20 protein-coding genes are annotated in these 20,874 nt (G+C 63.0%); 10 read left to right on the plus strand and 10 right to left on the minus strand.

Going from position 1 to position 20,874, the window contains the following annotated elements; genetic code table 11:
* Window positions 1-156 precede the first annotated feature (156 nt).
* The 5 genes from VGD45_RS01590 (at window position 157) to VGD45_RS01610 (ending at window position 4,978) form a co-directional block, all read left to right on the plus strand.
* Window positions 157-585, plus strand: a complete 429-nt coding sequence (locus VGD45_RS01590; protein WP_331153511.1) for a biopolymer transporter ExbD — start codon at window positions 157-159, stop codon at window positions 583-585.
* A 316-nt stretch (window positions 586-901) separates the two neighbouring features.
* Window positions 902-2,170, plus strand: coding sequence for a tetratricopeptide repeat protein (locus VGD45_RS01595; RefSeq protein ID WP_331153512.1), 1,269 nt, complete (start codon window positions 902-904; stop codon window positions 2,168-2,170).
* Window positions 2,171-2,302: 132 nt separating this feature from the next.
* A complete protein-coding gene (gene lipA, locus VGD45_RS01600) occupies window positions 2,303-3,310 on the plus strand; it encodes a lipoyl synthase (protein ID WP_331153513.1) in 1,008 nt (335 codons plus the stop codon).
* Entirely contained in the window at window positions 3,310-3,936 is a 627-nt protein-coding gene (gene lipB, locus VGD45_RS01605; RefSeq protein ID WP_349263190.1) for a lipoyl(octanoyl) transferase LipB, read from the plus strand. Before lipA ends, lipB begins: the two co-directional genes overlap by 1 nt.
* A 55-nt stretch (window positions 3,937-3,991) precedes the next feature.
* Complete coding sequence (locus VGD45_RS01610; RefSeq protein ID WP_331153515.1) at window positions 3,992-4,978, plus strand: NADPH:quinone oxidoreductase family protein; 987 nt, start codon at window positions 3,992-3,994, stop codon at window positions 4,976-4,978.
* Between the two features lie 4 nt (window positions 4,979-4,982).
* Here the strand turns inward: VGD45_RS01610 and VGD45_RS01615 are convergent, their stop codons facing one another.
* The 10 genes from VGD45_RS01615 to VGD45_RS01660 form a co-directional block, all read right to left on the minus strand.
* Entirely contained in the window at window positions 4,983-5,261 is a 279-nt protein-coding gene (locus VGD45_RS01615) for a DUF493 domain-containing protein (RefSeq protein ID WP_331153516.1), read from the minus strand.
* A 42-nt stretch (window positions 5,262-5,303) separates the two neighbouring features.
* A complete protein-coding gene (locus VGD45_RS01620; RefSeq protein WP_414717548.1) occupies window positions 5,304-6,179 on the minus strand; it encodes a D-amino acid aminotransferase in 876 nt (291 codons plus the stop codon).
* 21 nt (window positions 6,180-6,200) lie between these two features.
* Entirely contained in the window at window positions 6,201-7,493 is a 1,293-nt protein-coding gene (locus tag VGD45_RS01625; RefSeq protein WP_331153518.1) for a D-alanyl-D-alanine carboxypeptidase family protein, read from the minus strand.
* Between the two features lie 67 nt (window positions 7,494-7,560).
* Window positions 7,561-8,382: a septal ring lytic transglycosylase RlpA family protein gene (locus VGD45_RS01630; protein ID WP_331153519.1), complete on the minus strand. Its 822-nt coding sequence runs from the start codon at window positions 8,380-8,382 to the stop codon at window positions 7,561-7,563.
* Between the two features lie 2 nt (window positions 8,383-8,384).
* Window positions 8,385-9,380 (minus strand): lytic murein transglycosylase B, encoded by a 996-nt coding sequence (gene mltB, locus VGD45_RS01635; protein ID WP_331153520.1) that lies wholly within the window; start codon window positions 9,378-9,380, stop codon window positions 8,385-8,387.
* Window positions 9,381-9,421: 41 nt separating this feature from the next.
* A complete protein-coding gene (gene rodA, locus VGD45_RS01640; protein ID WP_331153521.1) occupies window positions 9,422-10,561 on the minus strand; it encodes a rod shape-determining protein RodA in 1,140 nt (379 codons plus the stop codon).
* A complete protein-coding gene (gene mrdA / locus VGD45_RS01645) occupies window positions 10,558-12,516 on the minus strand; it encodes a penicillin-binding protein 2 (protein WP_331153522.1) in 1,959 nt (652 codons plus the stop codon). The genes rodA and mrdA overlap by 4 nt, the downstream gene beginning before the upstream one ends.
* Before the next feature lie 21 nt (window positions 12,517-12,537).
* On the minus strand, window positions 12,538-13,017 hold the full coding sequence (gene mreD, locus VGD45_RS01650; protein WP_331153523.1) for a rod shape-determining protein MreD: 480 nt from the start codon (window positions 13,015-13,017) through the stop codon (window positions 12,538-12,540).
* The gene (mreC, locus tag VGD45_RS01655; protein ID WP_331153524.1) at window positions 13,014-14,021 is read right to left on the minus strand and encodes a rod shape-determining protein MreC; all 1,008 of its coding nucleotides are present in this window, start codon (window positions 14,019-14,021) and stop codon (window positions 13,014-13,016) included. Before mreC ends, mreD begins: the two co-directional genes overlap by 4 nt.
* A gap of 39 nt (window positions 14,022-14,060) precedes the next feature.
* The gene (locus VGD45_RS01660; protein ID WP_116812772.1) at window positions 14,061-15,104 is read right to left on the minus strand and encodes a rod shape-determining protein; all 1,044 of its coding nucleotides are present in this window, start codon (window positions 15,102-15,104) and stop codon (window positions 14,061-14,063) included.
* A gap of 242 nt (window positions 15,105-15,346) precedes the next feature.
* Here VGD45_RS01660 and gatC point away from each other — a divergent pair, with 242 nt between their 5' ends.
* The 5 genes from gatC (at window position 15,347) to VGD45_RS01685 (ending at window position 20,712) form a co-directional block, all read left to right on the plus strand.
* Window positions 15,347-15,637: an Asp-tRNA(Asn)/Glu-tRNA(Gln) amidotransferase subunit GatC gene (gene gatC, locus VGD45_RS01665; RefSeq protein WP_331153525.1), complete on the plus strand. Its 291-nt coding sequence runs from the start codon at window positions 15,347-15,349 to the stop codon at window positions 15,635-15,637.
* Window positions 15,638-15,669: 32 nt separating this feature from the next.
* Window positions 15,670-17,124 (plus strand): Asp-tRNA(Asn)/Glu-tRNA(Gln) amidotransferase subunit GatA, encoded by a 1,455-nt coding sequence (gatA, locus tag VGD45_RS01670; protein ID WP_349263192.1) that lies wholly within the window; start codon window positions 15,670-15,672, stop codon window positions 17,122-17,124.
* Window positions 17,124-18,575 (plus strand): Asp-tRNA(Asn)/Glu-tRNA(Gln) amidotransferase subunit GatB, encoded by a 1,452-nt coding sequence (gene gatB, locus VGD45_RS01675; protein WP_331153643.1) that lies wholly within the window; start codon window positions 17,124-17,126, stop codon window positions 18,573-18,575. The genes gatA and gatB overlap by 1 nt, the downstream gene beginning before the upstream one ends.
* 106 nt (window positions 18,576-18,681) lie before the next feature.
* Window positions 18,682-19,611 (plus strand): Hsp33 family molecular chaperone HslO, encoded by a 930-nt coding sequence (gene hslO, locus VGD45_RS01680; RefSeq protein WP_349263193.1) that lies wholly within the window; start codon window positions 18,682-18,684, stop codon window positions 19,609-19,611.
* Window positions 19,612-19,671: 60 nt separating this feature from the next.
* A complete protein-coding gene (locus VGD45_RS01685; protein WP_349263191.1) occupies window positions 19,672-20,712 on the plus strand; it encodes a zinc-dependent alcohol dehydrogenase family protein in 1,041 nt (346 codons plus the stop codon).
* Window positions 20,713-20,874: the final 162 nt, after the last annotated feature.

Raw genomic sequence — 20,874 nt, forward strand, 5'->3', positions numbered from 1 at the left:
GACCAGGAAACATTAGCTGAATCCATATCGACCGGCTCGCGGCCCGGAAAGTTCAAGTGGCTTGTACTGGCTTGAACCGGACATGCGCCGAGTTAGTTTCCATCCATTGCGCGAACCTGCTTCTGGTCGATAGCTCTCACAGAAAGGAGTTGCGTCATGGCGATGAGCGTTTCCGCGGGTGGCAATGGCGAGCCGCTGGTCGATATGAACACGACGCCGTTGATCGACGTCATGTTGGTGCTGCTGATCATGTTCATCATCACCCTGCCCGTGATGACCCACGCGGTGAAGCTGGATATGCCCCAGACCAATCGCCCGCCCCCGCAGAACCAGGTGCAGATCGATCCGATCCGCATCGACATCGACTGGGACGGCAGCGTGATCTGGAACGGCTCGCTGGTGCAGCTGGATCAGCTGGAAGGTTACTTCCGCGCTGAAGCGGCGAAGAATCCGCAACCCGAGCTGCACGTGCGTCCGGAGCGTCGCGCGAATTACGATACGGTGGCCAAGGTGCTGGCTCTGGCCCAGCGCAACGGCATGCAGCGCATCGGCTTCGTCGGCAACGAACAATTCATGGGCGAATAACCGTGACTCCGGGTTCATCCCACGGACCACGCCCTGAGCCGGGGCGGTCTGCAGGGTGGATCCGAACGATGCGGTTGCCGCCGGACAAAAGTTGGACGAGCGCCGGCGGCGGGATTTGAAACAATTCCCGCCGCCGGCCGTTTGTAGTCAGCGACTCACACAGTCTCAGCAGTTCAGGTGGCTCCAGGATGGGGGCCGCCAGCGAATTTATGAGCGCCTCGGCGGTCATAAAGGGAGAATGTGTATGGCCGGCTCGGCGGTCATACGGAAGTGAATGTGGTTGATTCGCGCCCTTTGTAATAGATCGGGAAACCATATGACTCGAGTACGTAGTATTGCCCTCGCGATTTCTCTCGCCCTAGGTGCCGTGGTTCCCGCGGTCACTCTGCTGGCTCCCACGGCGCAGGCCGCTGAGGAAAAGGCCGCCGCCGGCAAGATCACGACCAAGGCCGTCGCCACCCCGCTCAAGGCCGCTCAGGAGGCCATGGCGAAGAAGCAGTGGGATACGGCGCTGACCGAGATCAAGAAGGCCGCCGCGGTCGAAAAGAAGACCCCGTTCGAGGCCTACCAGATCGACGAATTCATGGGCTACGTGCTCATCCAGCAGAAGAAGTTCGGTGAAGCCGCGCCGGTGTTCGAGCGCATGCTGAACTCCGGCCTGATGCCGGCCGACCAGGTCGACGAGCGCACCAAGACCGTGGCGCAGCTGTACTTCCAGGTGAAGGATTACAACAAGGCCGCGCAGTGGGCCAAGAAGTGGCTCGAGAAGCACCCGAACACCGAGGACATGGGCATCCTGCTCGGTCAGTCGCAGTACCTGCTGAACGACTTCAAGGGCGCCGCGGCGACCATGACCAACGTGATCAACAACGCCGAAAAGGCGGGTCGCAAGCCTGACGAGAACTGGATCCAGATCGTCATGAGCTCGCACTTCAAGCTCGACAACAAGGACGGCATCGGCGACGCGCTCAAGAAGATGGTGCGTCACTATCCGAAGCCCGAGTACTGGGAAAATCTGCTCGACATCTATCGCCGCAAAGCTCAAGGCGATCGCATGACCCTGGGCTACTACCGTCTCATGAACGACGTGGGTGTGCTCAAGGACAAGGGCGACGTGGTCGAGATGGCGCAGCTCGCGATCGACGCCGGCGTCCCGGGCGAAGCCCAGGAGACCGTGCAGAAGGGCATGGATTCGGGCACGCTGAAGAGCGCCGACAAGACCGAGCAGGGCCGTTATGACCGTCTGCTGGCCGGCGCCAAGAAAGCGGCGGATATCGACAAGGCCGAGCTCGCCTCGCTGGCCGCTTCGGCTGAGAAGTCCACCGCCTCGGGCCAGCCGCTGGTCGCGCTGGGCCAGGCATACCTGAGCTACGGCGAATACGACAAGGCCATCGCGGCCTTGCAGAAGGGCATCAGCATCGGCACCGGCGTGACCGACATCGACGAGGCGAACATCAGCCTCGGCATCGCCTACCTGAAGAAAGGCCAGAAGGATCAGGCCCGGCAGGCGTTCAACGCGGTGAAGGACGGCTCCAAGTGGAGCGACCTGGCCGACCTGTGGGTGATCCGCAGCCAGGCCGCCTGATCGTCACCTGACGTAATGTCGAACAAGCCCGGCTCCGGCCGGGCTCCGATCTGTCTCAAAAAGCCCGGCTCCGGCCGGGCTTTTTTATTTGGGCTAGAATTCCGTCCAGCGAGCCCCCATAGCGAGCCTGCAGTGAGCGAATTCAAAGGCATCCCCATCATCCGCAGCGGCGACAAGTACCGCACCCCGCAGGGCTTCAGCGCGATCAAGGACGGCATCAAAGCGTCTGCCCAGTCCGGCCCCATAGAGTTCGGCCGCAAGCCCACCTGGCTGCGTGCTCCTATGCCCGCCGGCCGTGGCTTCGATTCCGTGAAGAACACGGTGAAAGAGCATCGCCTCGCGACCGTGTGCGAAGAAGCCAAGTGCCCGAACATCGGCGAATGCTGGAACGCCGGCACCGCCACCATCATGCTCATGGGCGCCGTTTGCACTCGCGCCTGCCGCTTCTGCGCGGTGGACACGGGCAATCCTCACGGCTGGCTCGACACCGATGAGCCGGCCAACAGCGCCCGCACCGTGCAGCTGATGAAGCTCAAGTACGTCGTGCTCACATCCGTGAACCGTGACGATCTGGCCGATGGCGGCGCTGCTCATTTCGCGGCGTGCGTGCAGGAGATCAAGCGGCTCAATCCGAACACCGCGGTCGAAGCGTTGACGCCGGATTTCCAGGGCGTGCTGGCCGACGTCGAGACCGTCGTTGGCAGCGGCCTCGAAGTGTTCGCTCAGAACGTCGAGACCGTGCGCCGTCTCACTCATCCGGTCCGCGATCCCCGCGCCAGCTACGAACAAACATTGGCGGTGCTCGGCCACGCCAAACGTTTCCGTCCCGACGTACTGACCAAGACCAGCTTGATGCTGGGCCTCGGCGAGACCGACGAAGAGATCGCCACCGCGATGGACGATATGCGCGCGGTCGGCGTGGACATTCTCACGCTCGGTCAGTATTTGCGACCGACGCCGAATCACCTGGCCATCGAACGTTGGGTCACGCCCGCTGAGTTCGAGCGCTACCGCGAGTGGGCGCTGGCCAAAGGTTTCCTCGAGTGCGTGTCCGGCCCGCTGGTTCGTTCCAGCTATCGCGCCGAGCGAGCTCTCGAAAGAAACAATGCTGGCCTGAAGCCTGCCGTCGGCAACCCTTGATGAGGGAGCCGGTGCTGCGTTGGTTGGGGCGCGTCGAATACGAGCCCACGTGGCGCGCGATGCAGAACTTCACCAACGAGCGCGACGCCAGCACTCCCGACGAAATCTGGTTTCTCGAACATCCACCAGTTTTCACCCTCGGCATGAACGCTGCGCCCGAGCACTTGCTCGCGCCCGGTGACATTCCCGTCGTGCAGATCGACAGGGGCGGTCAGGTGACGTACCACGGGCCGGGACAGCTGGTGGTCTATCCGTTGCTCGATGTGAGAAGAGCCGGGCTCGGCGTGCGCCAGCTGGTGATGGCTCTGGAGAACGCCATCATCGATCTGCTCGCATCGTGGAACATCGCCGCGGTCGCCAAGCGCGATGCGCCCGGTGTGTATGTAAACGACCGTAAAGTTGCCAGCATCGGGCTGCGGATCCGCCGCGGCAGCAGCTATCATGGCCTGGCGTTCAATGTTGCGATGGATCTCCAGCCGTTCCAGCGCATCAATCCCTGCGGCTATCGTGGCCTGGAAGTGATCGATCTGCGCTCGCTGGGCGTGAACGCAAGTGTGCAGGAAGTCGCGGATGCATTGTCGCCGCGCCTGCTTGCATCGTTGCGGCTGACGCCCGCGGTCGGCTGATCGTCAAACAAACGCGTCTGCTCATCGGACGCGGCTTGCATCGCCGGGGATATTCATGCGCGCAGTCGTTCTCAGCAGCTATGGGCCGCCTCCCGATCTTTCCGTGCAGGACATCGCCACGCCGGCGTTGAAGCCTGGCCATGTTCGTTTGCGAGTGCATGCGGTGGGCTTCGGCTTTCCCGATGCGCTGATGGTCGCGGGCAAATATCAGGTCAAGCCGGAAGCGCCGTACACGCCTGGCAATGAAGTTGCCGGTGTGATCACTGAAGTCGCGGCGGATGTCACAGAATTCAAAGCAGGCGAGCGTGTGCTCGCGATGGCGGGGCAGGGCGGGCTTGCTGAAGAGTGCGTTGCCCCTGCGAACGCCCTCATCCCGCTGCCCGCGTCCATGAGCATGGCTGCTGCCGCTGGCTTTCTCGTCAACTACGGCACGACGTATCACGCGCTGGTCCAGCGAGCAAACATTCAGCCCGGCGAAACATTGCTCGTTCTCGGCGCCGCCGGCGGCGTCGGCTTGACCGCCATCGAAATCGGCAAAGCCCTCGGAGCCCGCGTGCTCGCCGCAGCCAGCACTCCCGAGAAGCTAGAACTTGCGAAGCGCCACGGCGCGGATGCTGTGTTCAATTACACGCAGGACACCATCAAAGCGAAAGTGATGGAGTTCACCGGCGACCGCGGCATCGACGTCGCCTACGACCCAGTCGGCGCGGACTTCGCTGAGCAAGTCGTGCGTAGCATGGCCTGGAACGGCCGTTATCTCGTCATCGGATTTGCCGGCGGGAAGATTCCCGCAATCCCGCTCAACCTGCCTTTGCTGAAAGGCTGCTCCCTCGTCGGCGTGTTCTGGGGCGCTCACACGCGCAAAGAGCCCGCGGTTCATGCCGCCAATTTGAAAGCGCTGTTCGATCTCTTCGAGACTGGAAAGATCAAGCCACACGTCACCGAGCTGCAGGGCTTGGAGCGCTTCACCGACGCGCTGGATGTGCTCAATGGACGACGCTCGACCGGCAAAGTCGTCATCCGCGTCGCTTCGGAGCAATGAGCCTTTAAAGGACCACCATCACCCGCTCATGCGCCGTCAGCTCTTTATACAGATCGTCGAGCTGTCGTTTGCTCTGAGCGGTGAACGTGCAGGTCAGGCTCAGGTACGCGCCGCTGCTGCTGGGCCGTTCTTCGATGTTGTCGGGCGTGATCGGGCCGGCGTGTTTCTGCACGATGCCCAGCACGATACTGCGGAAGTCGTCCGTACGACGCCCCATGACCTTCAGCGGAAAGTCGCAGGGAAACTCGAACAGGGTCTCGGAAGTCTCGGGGGTGTCGGTCATTGCGTCGATATGCGGCTGTACGGGCGGTAAGTCAAGCCGCCCTTATTCCGGGGCCGTGTAGGCCGGGGTGCCCGCCAGTCGCTGGCGCAGAGCTCCAAAAGCCTCGCTGAGGCGCAGATAGGCCGGGCCTGGGCGGCCCGCGCCGATCGGTGCGCCATCGACGCGCGTTACTGGCAACACGTCGCGTGTAGCAGCCGAAATCCAGACCTCATCCGCAGCCCGCAACTCGTCGATGGAAATACTCCGGATCTCCACCGGCATAGAATCAGTCGCAAGCGACAGTGCCGCATCGCGCGTCGTGCCGGGCAGAATCCGATGGCTGTTCGGCGGCGTCACCAGCACGCCATTCACGACGATGAAGACACTCGTGGACGAGCCTTCGAGCACCTCTCCATCGCGCACGATGATCGCTTCATTCGCGCCCGCGTCGGCAGCCTGCTGCTTCATGAGCACATTGGCCAGCAGCGCCGTCGACTTGATGTCGCATCGGCCCCAGCGGAAGTCCTGCACCGTGATCGCGGACAATCCCGCCGCACGGTCCTCATCCGTGAACACCGGAAGCGGCGAGGCCATGGCGAACACGGTCGGCTTCACGGGGACCAGGGGGAACGCGTGATTCCGCCCGAACTCCATGCCACGCGTGACTTGCAGATACAGGTACATGTCACCGCCGCCATTGCGCACGAACAACTGCTGCAGAATGGCGTGCCACTCCTCGTGCGTGTGCGGATTCTCCAGCCGGATCTCGCGCAGGCTGCGCGCCAGCCGATCGAAGTGCTCGCGGAATAGAAACATCCGCCCGTCGAACACCGGCAGCACTTCATAAACGCTGTCGCCGAACAGGAAACCCCGGTCCAACGGCGAGATGCGAGCGTCGCGCAATGCTACGTACTCGCCATTGAGATAACACTGCGGCAGGGGCTCGGCCATAACGAACCGTTACTTCATCCAGAGTTTCACGTCGTCCGTCAGCCGGCCGAAGAAGCCGGCCTCGGGCACTTCCTGCATCGGATGCAGCGGATAGGTGCCGATGACCTTGTCGCCCAGCGTGACCCGGAGTTGTCCAGCCGGCTTGCCCGCGGACAGCGGTGCGAACAACGGATCCGGCACATCGGCGGCCGCGCTCAGCAGATTTTCCTGGCCGCGCGGGATGGTGGCGTAGATTTCCTGGACCACGCCCAGCGGCACATCGTCCAGTTCGCCTTTCCAGACCTTCACGGTCATCACGGGCGCCTTGTTCGCGTACAGCTTGCGCGTCTGATAGAAGTTGAAGCCGTAGTTGAGCAGCGCCGAGCTCGCGTCTTCACGCGCACGAATGGTGGGCGATCCCATCACCACCGACACGAGGCGCATGCCGTCACGATGCGCGGAGGACACCAGGCAGTAACCCGCCGATTCGGTGTGACCGGTCTTCAGACCGTCGACCGACGGATCGCGATACAGCAGGCCGTTGCGATTGGGCTGCGTGATCTTGTTCCAGGTGAACTCACGCTGCGAATACCACTTGTAGTTGTCTGGATATTCCTTGATCAGCGCGGTCGACAGCACGGCGATATCGCGCGCCGTCGTATAGTGCTCGGGATGCGGCATGCCCGGGCTGTTCTGGAAGCGCGTGCTCACCATGCCGAGCTGCTGCGCGTACTGATTCATCAGATCGACGAACACCGGCTCGCTGCCAGCCACGTGCTCGGCCAACGCCACGGTGGCATCGTTGCCCGACTGCACGATCATGCCCTGGATCAGATTCTCGACGCTCACCTGCGTGCCCACGTCGACGAACATGCGCGAGCCTTCCTGAGAGCGCGCGTGCGGGCTGATGGTCACCATGTCCGTCATCTTGATGCGCCCGTCCTTGAGCGCGTGAAATACCGCGTACGCCGTCATGAGCTTGGTCAGGCTCGCCGGTTCCAGACGCTCGTTCTCGTTGGTGGCGGCGAGCACCTGATTGCTGGTGTAGTCCATCAGGATATAACCGCGCGCCTGCACCTGCGGCGGCGCCGGGATCGGCGGCGGCTTGGTGCCGGACGCATTGGACAGCGTTGTGACATCCGGCAGCGGCGCGGCAATGGCGCGTTCACCCACCGGCGGATCCGAGTCTGAACAAGCGACCAGCGACAACGCGAGAACGAGGGATGCAGTGATTTTCAGCAGGGTGGCGGGCTTGCTTGCGTGCATGGTGACGGCCATGGACTCCAGACGGGACGAGGGTGCGGCGGGGCGCATTCTACGCATCGGCGCCGCTGGAAAGTAGGCGAATTGTGGCAATCGCGCGCCCGCGGTCGGGCGCGGAGCTGACGAATCAGTTCGCCGCCAGGCGCGCGTCGGAAACGCCGAGTGCGCGCAGGCGACTCACCACTCGATCGAACTCGTTGACCGTGGGAATGGGTCCGACGCGGACGCGATACAGCGTCTTGCCGTCGATCTCGTCCGCACGCACGAACGCATTGCTCACGCCCTTGGAGCGCAGCTGACCGAGCAGCCGGGTCGCGTTGGCTTCGGTGCCGAAGGCGCCGGCCTGTACATACAAGTCCGACGTCGCCGCCGGGGCCGCGGGCGGCGATGCCTTTTGCACCGGCGTCAACGCGCGCACTTCGACGAACGCGGTGCCCGCCTTGATCATGTCGAGCTTGGCGGCCGCGGTGTAGGAAAGATCGATGATGCGACCTTCCTTGAAGGGGCCGCGATCGTTGACGCGCACGATGACGTGCTTACCGTTCTTCAGATTGGTGACTTGCACGTACGCCGGCAGCGGCAGCGTCTTGTGAGCTGCGGTCATTGCGTACATATCGTAGCGCTCGCCGTTGGAGGTGCTGGCCGCGTGAAAGCCCGGCCCGTACCACGAGGCGACCCCGCGCTCCTGGTAGCCCTCGGCGCTGTTGAGCACGTGGTAACGTTTGCCCAGCACGGTGTAAAACGGCGGATTGCCGCGAGCCGATTTGGGCTCGCTGCGGGGCACGGGATCAGGAATGTTCTCGATCTCCGCCGGAATGGGCGACGGCGGCGGCAGAGATGGCGGCGGATGTTTCGGAGCCCGAATGGGCGGCGATGTGACGCAACCGGCGAGGACCAGAGCGAGTGCGAGAGGAAGCCATTGCAGTGTCGAGGGTCGCCCGGCCTGCATCCTCATCTCTCGGTATCCCTCATATAGTTCTGAATGGCCTCGCCCAGGTCATGCACCGCCATGGCGTACATGGGGCTGCGGTTGTAGCGGGTGATGGCGTAGAAGTTGTTGAAGCCGACGCGATACACCGGGCCGTCCTTGCCCTGGCCGACGATCAGCATGGCGGGCGCGTCCGGCGGCAGCTCGGTCTCGAACTTCACGCCCTTGTCGCGTAATGATTGCACGGTCTCGGTCAAAGCCAACTTGACTTCAAATCGCGACATGTCCGGATCGTTCAGGGTCGCGGCCGCGAGGATCTGCTGGCCGTCCACCCAGCCGTTCTCGTGCAGATAGTTGGCCACCGAGCCGACGACGTCGTCCCAGCTGTTCCACAGATCGCGGTGGCCGTCGCCGTCGCCGTCCACCGCCCATTTGCGGTAGCTCGAGGATATGAACTGCGCCGCGCCCATCGCGCCGGCATACGAGCCGAGCACCGTGGCTGGATCGACTTTCTCCTCTCGCGACAGCAACAGGAACTCCTGCAGCTCGCCGAGGAAGAATGCGCCGCGCGGTGGATAGTCGAAGCCCAATGTCACCAGCGCATCGAGCACTTTGTAGCGGCCGGTGATGCGGCCGAACGAGGTTTCCACGCCGAGGATGCCGACCACGACGTCCGCCAGCTGCGGATCGGAGATCTGCTTGAGCTTCTCGCCGTGCGCCAGCCAGAAATCCGCGCCTTGATTGATGCGCTTCTCGGTCAGGAAACGATCGCGATATTCGTGCCAGGGCACCACGCGCTCGGCGGGGCGGCTGATCGCGTCGAGAATGGGCTGCTTGGTCTCGGCGGTCTTGAGCAGCGCCTCGAGCTTGTTCTTCTCGAAGCCATGATCGCGCGTCATGGTCTCGATGAACGAGCTCACCTCCGGCCGCTTGATGTCGAACGCCAGCGCGGGCGAGGCCGCTGCGAACAGAGCGAAGGGCGAAAGAACGGCGGTGAGGGTCTGTAGATTATTCAGCACGAGCAGCTTGTAACCGGCGAGTCAGTAGTTTGAGAGACATTCTATCGGCTCACGAGTTTCCGCTTCGCGCACAACGACATGAGAATACCGAAACCGGCCATGAGGGTCACCATGGCGGTGCCGCCATAGCTGATGAACGGCAGCGGCACGCCCACCACGGGCAGCAGCCCGGTGACCATGCCGGTATTGACGAATACATACACGCAGAACGTCAGCGCCAGACTGCCGGAGGCGAGCCGCGAGAATGTGTCATGCGCGGTGGCCGACAGATACAACGCGCGGCCGATGACGAACATCAGCAGCAGAATCACCGTGACCAGTCCCATCAGGCCCCATTCCTCGCCGACCACGGCGAAAATGAAGTCGGTGGAGCGCTCCGGCAGAAACTCCAGCTGCACCTGGCTGCCGTTGAGATAGCCCTTACCGAACACGCCGCCCGAGCCGATCGCGATCTGCGACTGGATGATGTGATAACCCGAGCCCAGGGGATCGCTCTGTGGATCGAGGAACGTGAGCACGCGCTGCTTCTGATAGTCGTGTAGCAGAAACATCCAGGCGCCCACGGCCACGGGGACCAGTAACGCCACCACGCTGAGGATGTAACGAACCTGCAGGCCGGCGAGCAGCACCACCATGCCGCCGCCGGCAGCGACCAGCAGCGCCGTGCCAAGATCGGGCTGCTCGGCGATGATCACCGTCGGAATCACGATGCCCAGCCCCACCACCAGCAGAGATGTGAGACTTGGCGGCAGCGGCCGCTCGTGCAGATACCAGGCGCATGCCAGCGGCACGGCGAGCTTCATGATCTCGGAGGGCTGGAAGCGCACGAAACCGAGATCGAGCCAGCGCTGCGCGCCCATGGCGATATCGCCGGTGAACATCACCAGCAACAACAGGACCAGGCCGATCACGTAGGCCACCGGCGCGGCGTTACGAATGATCCGCGGCGGCACCTGCGCCAGCATGATCATCGCGATCAAGCCCAGGCCGAAACGCATCAGCTGAGCTTCGAGCATGCCGAGGCTGCTGCCCGAGGCGCTGAACAGAACGATGGCGCCGACCGCGCCGACCATGCACAACGCGATGAACAGCGGCCCGTCGATATGCAGGGCCAGCAGCAGCCGGGCGGTGCCCGTCAGCGTGCGCTGAGTGCGCGATGAGTCGAGCGCGTCCACGCTCATTCTGTCTCTCCTGGTCGCGGCACAGGGGCGGGCGGCGCGGGCTTACGCTTCGCGTCTTGCTCCGCCAGTTGTTCGGGCGTCAGCAAATAAACATCGAGAATACGCCTTGCGATCGGGGCCGCGAAGGCAGAGCCGCCGCCCGGCGCGTTTTCGACGACGACCGCGACTGCGATGCGCGGCGCTTCGGCGGGGGCGAAGGCAACGAACAGAGCGTGGTCACGCAAATGCTCGGCGAGTTCGCCCGCCTTTTTCATTTTTTCGTTGGCGGCCACGGTGAACACCTGCGCCGTGCCGCTCTTGCCGGCGATCTTGTAGAGCGCATTGGCGGTTGCGCCACGCGCAGTACCGTAAGAAGCATTCGCCACGTCGTACATGCCGCCGATCGCGACATCCCACGCGCCCGGATCGTTCACGTGCGCGGACGGTAGCGCTGACGGCTTCAACTCGGTGATCTCGCCGGTCGTCACATTGCGAACGGCGCGCACCAGTCTGGGCTTGAAGCGTTGCCCGCGATTGGCAATCGTGGCGGTAGCATGCGCCAGCTGCAGCGGCGTGGCGGTCATATAGCCCTGGCCGATGCCGATGCTGATGGTATCGCCGGGGAACCACATCTGCGCTTCCTTGCGGCGGAAGGCTTTCTTTTTCCATTCCGTGGACGGCAACAGGCCGTTCTTTTCGCCGGGAATGTCGATTCCCGTCAGCTGGCCCATGCCGAACTGCGACAGGTAGTCGTGGATGCGATCCACGCCCATCTGGTTGGCGATGTCGTAGAAATACACGTCGCAAGAGGTCGCGATGGCTTTGCGCATGTCCACGTGGCCGTGACCCCCAGGCTTCCAGTCGCGCCACGGTCTGCTGACGCCCGGCATGCGGTACGCGCCACGACAGAACACCGAGTTCGCCGGCGTCACGATGCCGTTCTCGAGCGCGGCCAGCGCCATCATCGGTTTCACCGTGGAGCCGGGTGGATACACGCCGCGAATCACGCGATCGTACATCGGCCGGTTCGGATCCTCGGTGAGCGCCAGATACTCGGGGCGCGACAGGCCGCGAGCAAACAAATTCGGATCGAACGCCGGGGTGCTGACGAAGGCGATGATGTCGCCGTTGGCAGGATCGATCGCCACCGCCGAGGCGCGCTGACCGCGCAAGGCTTCTTCAGCCGCCTGCTGGACGCGCTGATCGATGGTCAGGAACAGATCGTTGCCGGCCACCGGCTCGCGGCGTTCCAGCTTGGCGGCTTCGTCGCCGATGCGCTCGACGCTGCGACCTTGTGCATTCACCAGCAGTTGCTGGTAGCCGGCCTTGCCGTGCAGCTGACTCTCGTACGCATATTCGACGCCGTTCTTGCCGGTGAGCGTGGTGCCGGCGTAGTCGTCCAGGTTGAGGCGCTTCTTGTCGTCCTCGCTGATCGCGCCGACGTAGCCGATCGCATGCACGCTGCTTTCGGCGAGCGGGTAGTAACGCGTCAGGCGCGGACGAATCTCCACGCCCGGGAACTGATGGCGGCGGGCGGCGAAGCGCGCCAGCTCCAGCTCGCTGAGCTGTAGCTTGATCGGAACTGCGTCGAAGCTGCGCCGGCCGCGCAGGTCGCGCTTGATGGTCGGAATGGCGTCCTTCTCGATGAGCCCGATCTCGGCGATGCCGTTCAAGGTGGCATCGATGTCCTCGACCTGCTCCTTGGTCAATTCCAATTGATACGAGGGCGCGTTGGTCGCGAGCGGCAGGCCGTTGCGGTCCAGGATCAGGCCGCGATTGGGCGGAATGGGCTCGATGCGGATCCGGTTGCCTTGGGAAAGATCGGCGAAGTATTCGTACTTCACCACCTGCAGCCACACCAGGCGCGAGATCACCAGACCCATGGCGATCACCATGATCACGGCGGCCACGACCGCGCGCTGCTCGAACAGTTGCTGTTCGCCCAGATGATCTTTGATGCGCACGGAACGAGGCATGATCCAATACCGGTGGCGGTGCTACCGGTTCCTCCGGTTCCAGGTGTCCAGGACGGCGACCAGCACCGGCCACAACAGGGCGCCGCTGAGCACCGGCAGCCAGCGCTGCCAGGTCGTCACCGGCTGGCCGATGATGCCATCCAGCCAGAACACGAGAAATTGGTAGACCGCGAGAAAGCCGAACACGAACAGGGCCTGTTGCGAGACCGGCCAGATGCGCATGCGCAGCTGTAACTTGTGCGTCATATAAGCGACCACAAGGAACGCGAACGCGTGCTGGCCGAGCACGATGCCCTTGAGCACGTCGATGGCCAGGCCGCAGAACCAGGCGAACAGCAGGCCGGCGATGCGCGGCGCGCTCAGCGACCAGTAAATCACCAGCAACAACAGCAGGTCCGGCCGGGCCGCGTTGATCGGCTCGGGCAAGGGCACGACGGCGAAGATGATCGCCACGATCACCGTGACGGTGACGCGCAAACGGCTGATGCGACCTTCACTCATTCTTGCGAGGGCTGTTGAGGCTGCGGCTGCGCAGCCGGTGGCTTAGGCGGGGTTTCGGCCGCGGGCGCGGTTTCTGTAGTCGCTGCGGGTTTGGGTTGGCTCGTCGCCGCGGCAGGCTTGCTGGCGATGTCGCTTTCCTGAGCCGGCGCTTCCACTTGCGTCGGCGGATCGGTCCACAGCAGCAGCACTTCACGATCGCGATCCAGCTGCGCCAGCGGCTTCGCTTCCACCAGCGCGAACGTATCGGCGGGATTGCGTTCCACCCGAGTGACATGCGCCACCGGATAGCCGGCGGGAAAAATGCCATCCAGGCCGGAGGACACCAGCAGATCGCCGGTCTTCACGTCCGACTCCACGGTCATGTATGGCAGGCTGAGCTTGTTCAAGTCGCCCGCGCCGACCGCGATGGAGCGGATGCCGTTGCGATTCACCTGGACGGGAATGGCGTGCTCGGCGTCGCTGATCAGGATCAAGGTGGCGGAGTATTTATCCACCTGAACCACCTGGCCGACGATGCCGAACGCGTCGAGCACCGGCTGATTCCTGAACACGCCGTCCTCGGCGCCCTTGTTGATTCGCACCCGATGACGGAACGGGTCGACGTCGACGCGCATGATTTCCGCGATCATGGTGCGTCCGCCGACGCCGGCCGAGGCCTCACGAACCGCCCGCAGACGAACGTTTTCTTCGCGCAGCGAGTCGAATTGCAGCAGCTTGACGCGCGCCACGCGCAGCTGTTCAGACAGCTCGGCGTTCTCCAGGCGCAGGCGGGTGCGATCGGCGAAGCTGCCGGTCAGCCAGTCCCACAACTGGCCCGGCGTCTGCACGACGGCATAAACGGGATTGGCGGCGGCGCCCAGCCACAGCCGCACGGTCTCGAGATAACCGCCGCGGGTGTCGAGCATCATCACGCCGACCGAGACCAAACCGAGAAAAAAGAGGCCGGCGCCGAGCGGCGGGCCTCGGCCAATGATGTTCCGGCTGTCGGAGCTGAGGGTCACCATAGGTGATAGGGCGAACTAACGCTTAGTTCGCCGGGCCGGCTATTCCAGATTGAACAACGCCGGGCCGTGTTCGTCGATGAGTTCCAGCATGCGGCCGCCGCCGCGGGCGACGCAGGTGAGCGGATCTTCGGAGACCACCACCGGCAGGCCGGTTTCTTCCATCAGCAGCTTGTCGATATCACGCAGCAGCGCGCCGCCGCCGGTGAGCACGATGCCGCGCTCGGCCACGTCCGCGCCCAACTCGGGCGGCGTCTGTTCCAGCGCCACCTTGACCGCGCCGACGATGCCGGCCAGCGGTTCCTGCAACGCTTCGAGGATTTCGTTCGAATTGAGCGTGAAGCTGCGCGGCACGCCTTCGGAAAGGTTGCGACCCTTCACGGAAATTTCGTTCACCTGCTGGCCGGGATAGGCCGAGCCGATTTCGATCTTGATCTTCTCGGCGGTGGCTTCGCCGATCAGGATGCCGTAGTTACGGCGCACGTAATTGATGATGGCGTCGTCGAAGCGATCGCCGCCGATGCGCACCGAGGAGGCGTACACGATACCGTTCAAGGAAATGACCGCGACTTCCGAGGTGCCGCCGCCGATGTCGAGCACCATCGAGCCGCGGGCTTCATGCACCGGCAGGCCGGCGCCGACCGCGGCCGCCATGGGCTCTTCGATCAGACGCACCCAGCGGGCGCCGGCGCCTTCGGCCGATTCCTGAATCGCGCGGCGTTCCACTTGCGTGGAGCCATATGGGACGCAGATCAGCACGCGCGGGCTGGGACGCATGAGACGATTGCCGTGCACCTTCTCGATGAAGTACTGCAACATCTTCTCGGTGACGGTGAAGTCGGCGATCACGCCGTCTTTCATCGGCCGGATGGCGGTGATGTGACCGGGCGTGCGGCCCAGCATGTTCTTCGCTTCCTGACCCACCGCCTCGATCTTCTTGCCGGCCCGGCCCGGCTCTTCGCGGATCGCGACCACCGAGGGCTCGTTCAGCACGATGCCTTTGCCACGCACATAAATGAGCGTGTTCGCGGTGCCCAGATCGATCGACAGGTCGTTGGAGAAATACCCGCGGAGGTTTTTGAACATGGTTGTTGTCTGTCGAGCGTACGGGTCGACTGCGGACGAGAAAAGGGGGGCAAAAAAGTTGCGGTACTCTAGCAATGGGTTTCACATAGCACAAGCTTTCAGGTGTATGATTAAGCCGCATTTTTTCAGGGATTTTTGCGGTGTTTTTTGCTCCCCGTTCGTCCTTCGCCTGATGGCGAGGCGCGCGTGAGGTCGCACTGCCTGCAATTTATTTCACGGTCTTTCCAGCGGAATTTCGGCCCATGAGTCTTACTCGAGACGATGTTACGAACATCGCGCACCTGGCGCGCCTGTCGCTCACCGAGGATCAGCTGCCCGTGTACGTGGACAGCCTGTCGAAGATCTTCGACTTCGTTGCCCAGTTGAACGCGGCGGATACCTCGTCGGTGGAGCCGATGGCGCATCCGCTCGCCGATCAGGTGCAGCGTATGCGTCCGGACGAAGTGCTGGATACCGACCAGCACGCCAAATACCAGCGCAACGCCCCGCAAGTGGAAGCGGACCTGTACCTGGTGCCCAAGGTTATCGAGTAAGGATGATCGAGTAAGAGCAAGCCATGACTGAACTGCATCATCTGACGTTGGCCCAGCTCAACGAGGGATTGCGGGCGCGCCGCTTTTCCAGCGTCGAGCTGACCAGGCATTTCCTGGCGCGTATCGAGCGCCTGAACCCGACGCTGAACGCGTTGATCACCGTGACTGGCGAGCAGGCGCTCGCGCAGGCGCAACGGGCCGACGAGCTGCTGAGCTCGGGCGAGGCCGGCGCGCTTGCCGGCCTGCCGCTCATTCATAAAGACATCTTCTGCACCGACGGTGTATTGACCACCTGCGGCTCGCGCATGTTGTCCAACTTCGTCGCGCCTTACGACGCCACCATCGTGGAGAAATTGTCGCAAGCTGGCGTCGTCATGCTGGGCAAGGCGAACATGGACGAGTTCGCGATGGGCTCTTCGAACGAGACCAGCTGGTACGGCCCGGTGAAGAATCCGTGGGACCTGAAAAAAGTACCGGGCGGTTCGTCGGGCGGTTCAGCTGCGGCGGTGGCTGCGCGTCTTGCGCCTGTTGCCACTGCGACTGACACGGGTGGCTCGATCCGTCAGCCCGCGGCGCTTACCGGCCTGACGGGCCTGAAGCCCACTTACGGTCGCGTATCCCGGTACGGAATGATCGCATTTGCCTCCAGTCTCGATCAGGCCGGCACGCTGACGTTCACGGCCAAAGACGCCGCGATGGTCCTGCGTGATATGGCCGGTTTCGATGCGCGCGATTCGACGAGCGTCGATACGCCGGTGCCCGATTACGTCGCGGAGCTGGATAAGCCGCTCAGCGGATTGAAGATCGGTCTGCTGAAGGAATTCTTCGAAGGCGGACTGGAAGAGTCGACCGCGAAGCTGATTCGCGAAGCGCTGCAGGTGTATGAACGCCTCGGCGCCAAGCTGATCGAAGTGAGCTTGCCGAACCTGCCGCTATCCGTGCCCACCTATTATGTGGTCGCGCCGGCCGAGTGTTCCTCGAATCTGTCGCGCTTCGATGGCGTGCGCTTCGGTTATCGCGCCGAGAATCCCAAGGACCTGCTCGATCTCTACAAGCGCTCGCGAGGCGAGGGCTTCGGCGCCGAGGTCAAGCGTCGCATCATGACTGGCACCTACGTGCTGTCCGCCGGTTATTACGACGCTTATTACTTGCGTGCCCAGAAGGTTCGCCGCTTGATCACCGACGATTTCGCGCGCGCCTTCCAGCAAGTGGACGTGTTGATGGGGCCGACTTCGCCGACGCCGGCGTTCGACATCGGCGCCAAGGTGGACGATCCCATCACCATGTACTTGAACGACATCTACACCATCGGTGCGAACCTCGCCGGTCTGCCGGCGATGTCGATTCCTTGCGGCACCGTGGGTGGCCTGCCGGTCGGACTGCAAATCATCGGTCCGCACTTCGCCGAGGCCAAATTGCTCAACGTCGCGCACGGGTATCAGAACGAAACGCTCTGGCACCGTGACATTCCTAAGGGTTACGAATGATGAGCTGGGAAACCGTCATCGGTCTGGAAATTCACGCGCAGCTGGCAACGCGCAGCAAGATCTTCTCCAGTGCGGCCACGGCGTTCGGCGCCGCGCCGAACGCACAAGCGAACCTGGTCGATCTGGGCTATCCCGGCGTGCTGCCGGTGCTGAACCGCGAAGCGGTGCGCATGGCTGTGAAGTTCGGTCTTGCGGTGGGCGCGCAGATCTCACCGCGCTCGATCTTCGCGCGCAAGAACTACTTTTATCCCGATCTGCCCAAGGGCTATCAGATCAGCCAGTACGAGACGCCCGTGGTCGGCAAGGGCACGCTGCAGATCCTGCTGGACGACGGCACGGTCAAGACCATCGGCATCACGCGCGCGCACCTGGAAGAGGATGCGGGCAAGTCGCTGCACGAGGACTTTCATGGCGCCTCGGGCATCGATCTGAACCGCGCGGGCACGCCGCTGCTGGAAATCGTTTCCGAGCCGGACATGCGCTCGGCCAAGGAAGCGGTCGCGTACATGAAAAAGATCCACACCCTGGTGCGGTATCTGGAGATCTGCGACGGCAACATGCAGGAAGGCAACTTCCGTTGTGACGCCAACGTGTCGGTGCGCCCGGTCGGACAGGAGAAGTTCGGCACGCGCTGCGAGATCAAGAATCTCAACTCGTTCCGTTACATCGAGAAGGCCATCAACTACGAAGTAGCGCGCCAGATCGAGGAGATCGAGGCCGGCCGCAAGATCAAACAGGAAACACGCCTGTTCGATCCCGAGAAGGGCGAGACGCGCTCGCTGCGTTCCAAGGAAGAGGCCAACGACTATCGTTACTTCCCGGATCCTGACCTGTTGCCGGTGGTGATCGAGAAGGACTTCATCGAAAGCGTGCGCGCCACGCTGCCTGAGCTGCCGGATCAAAAGGCGGCTCGTTACATCGAGAAGTTCGGCTTGTCCGCGTACGACGCGGGCGTGCTGACCGCGAGCCGCGAGATGGGCGATTACTACGAAGCCGTGCTGGCCGCGTTGAAGTCGAAGAATCTCGAAGGCAACGAGAAGCTCGCCGCCAACTGGACCATGGGCGAGCTGTCGGCCGCGCTCAACAAGGACGGCATCGAGGTGACGCAGTCGAAGATCGACGCGTCCCGGCTCGCAGGCTTGCTCGCGCGCATCGCGGATGAAACGATTTCCGGCAAGATTGCCAAGGAAGTGTTCGAGTCGATGTGGGCGGAAGGCAAGGATGCGGACGCCATCATCGAGGCCAAGGGCCTGAAGCAAATCACCGACACCGGCGCCATCGAGAAGACCATCGACGAGGTCATGGCGGCCAATCCCAAGCAGCTGGCGGACTATCGCTCGGGCAAGGACAAGCTGTTCGGCTTCTTCGTGGGCCAGGTGATGAAGGTCACTGGCGGCAAGGCCAATCCGGCGCAAGTCAACGATTTATTGAAAAGGAAGCTGGCTGGATAGCGCAGTTAGAAAGAGGCGGGCTGTTGAAAAAGAAGCTGGCGGGCTAATGTAGGGGCGGATGAGTAGCATCATCCGCCTCCCCCTGACCCCGACCGACGCACCTCTCATGCACGATCGCGATTGCCTGCACCGATTCCTGTTCGAGCACTATCCGATTCGCGGGCACATCGTCCATCTGGATGCATCGTGGCGCGCATTGCTGGAGCACCGCGAGTACCCGCCCGTGATCCGCGACACTCTGGGCGAGGCGGTCGCGGCTTCGGTGCTGCTCGCGGCGACATTGAAGTTCGACGGCACGCTGAGCCTGCAGCTCAAAGGGCAGGGGCCCATGCATTTGATGCTGGCGCAGTGCTCGGACGCATTGGGCGTACGCGCGGTGGCTCGTTATAAAGAAGCCGAGCAGTATGGCCGTGATCTGGCGTCGCTGTCCGGCGAGGGCAGTCTGACAGTGACGGTCGAGAACGAAGATTTGTCACAGCGCTATCAAGGCATCGTGCCGTTGAATGGCGAGCGGCTGTCGGAGTGTTTGCGCAGCTATTTCGAGTCGTCCGAACAGTTGCCGACGCGTTTGTGGCTGCACGCGGACGAGAACGGCGCCTCGGGGCTGCTGCTGCAAAGACTATCCGACGATTCGGTGCAGTCGCGCTCGGCCGGCGGACGTCTGCATGAAGTGAATCGAGCGGAGATCGACGATGCGTGGCATCGCGTGCAGCTGCTGGGCGATACGTTGAAGCCCGAAGAGCTGCAGACGTTGAGCGATCGCAATATCTTGCGTCGCTTGTTTGCCGAAGATGACGTTCGGTTGTTCGAGCCCGCGCCCGTGTTTTTCCGCTGCCGCTGCTCGCGCGATCGCGTCGTCGGCATGCTACGGGCATTGGGGCCGGACGAGGTTCGCTCGGTACTGGCGGAGCAGGGGCATGTCGAAGTCCGCTGCGATTTTTGTAACCGCGCGTATCGCTTCGATTCGGTGGATGTCGAACAGCTGTTCTCGCACGCCGCGACGCCGGCGACAGATGCGTCCGAGCGTCGGCACTAATCGCTAGAGCACGCGTCCAGCCGTCGTTGAATAAGCTCTCGACAAGCGCAGGGGCTTTCCTTGAAAGCGGTGTTGTTCGAAAAGTTCGGTGGTGCGCTCAATTGCATCGATGTTCGCGACCCCACGCCGACGCCGGGCGGCGTCGTGATTCGTGTTGCTGCCTCGGGCATTTGCCGGAGCGACTGGCACGGTTGGATGGGGCATGACGCGGACGTTCGCTTGCCGCATGTTCCCGGGCACGAGTTGGCCGGTGTCGTTGCCGCAGTCGGTGCGAACGTCACCCGCTTTCGCGTGGGTGATCGTGTCACCGTTCCGTTCGTCAGTGGCTGCGGTCGTTGCGAGCAATGTGCGAAAGGGCAGCAGCAGATCTGCGCTGTGCAGTTTCAACCTGGCTTCACTGCGTGGGGGTCGTTCGCGGAATTCGTCGCCATCGATTATGCGGACACCAATCTCGTCAAACTGCCTGACTCCCTCGATTTCGTCACCGCGGCCAGCCTCGGCTGTCGGTTCGCGACCTCTTTTAGAGCCATCGTCGACCAGGCTCGCGTGCAGCCGGGAGAATGGGTGGCGATTCATGGCTGCGGCGGAGTGGGGCTGTCCGCGATCATGATCGCGACTGCCATGGGCGCGAGAGTCATCGCGGTGGACATCGACCAAACGAAGCTCGACTTCGCGCGACGCTTCGGAGCTGAGATCGGCGTGCTGGCGACTGCCGACGTCAAAGCGGCGATCATCGAGCACACCGCTGGCGGCGCTCATGTCTCCATGGATGCGCTCGGCAGCCGCGTCACTTGCTACAACTCCATCGCGTGCCTGCGCCCGCAGGGACGCCACGTCCAGGTCGGCCTGATGCTCGGCGCGCACGCCGATCCGCCAGTCCCGATGGGATTGGTGATCGCCAAAGAACTGCAGGTCATGGGCAGCCACGGCATGCAGGCGCATCGTTACGGCGCGATGCTGGACCTGATCCTCACTGGCCGCGTCCAGCCTCAGCGGCTGGTCGAAAAGACCATCGCCCTGACCGCCGCCCCCGCCGAACTGGCGGCCATGGACAGCTTTCGGGGCACGGGCATCACTGTAATCAACGATTTCCAGCACTGAGTGGACGTGAAGTTCCGCCGCCCGTTTTAGGGTCAATTCGCCTCTCGAAGCAGTCTAAGCAGAGGACTGCTGCACAGTCGGAGCGTGCCTACAAGGCAGCCGAGTCAACGGAGAGCGATAGTTGTACTGGGGAGAGCGGGAGCGGCGGGTTGGCTACTGGTG

This window comes from Steroidobacter sp. (genome assembly GCF_036402275.1).
Classification (GTDB): domain Bacteria; phylum Pseudomonadota; class Gammaproteobacteria; order Steroidobacterales; family Steroidobacteraceae; genus Steroidobacter.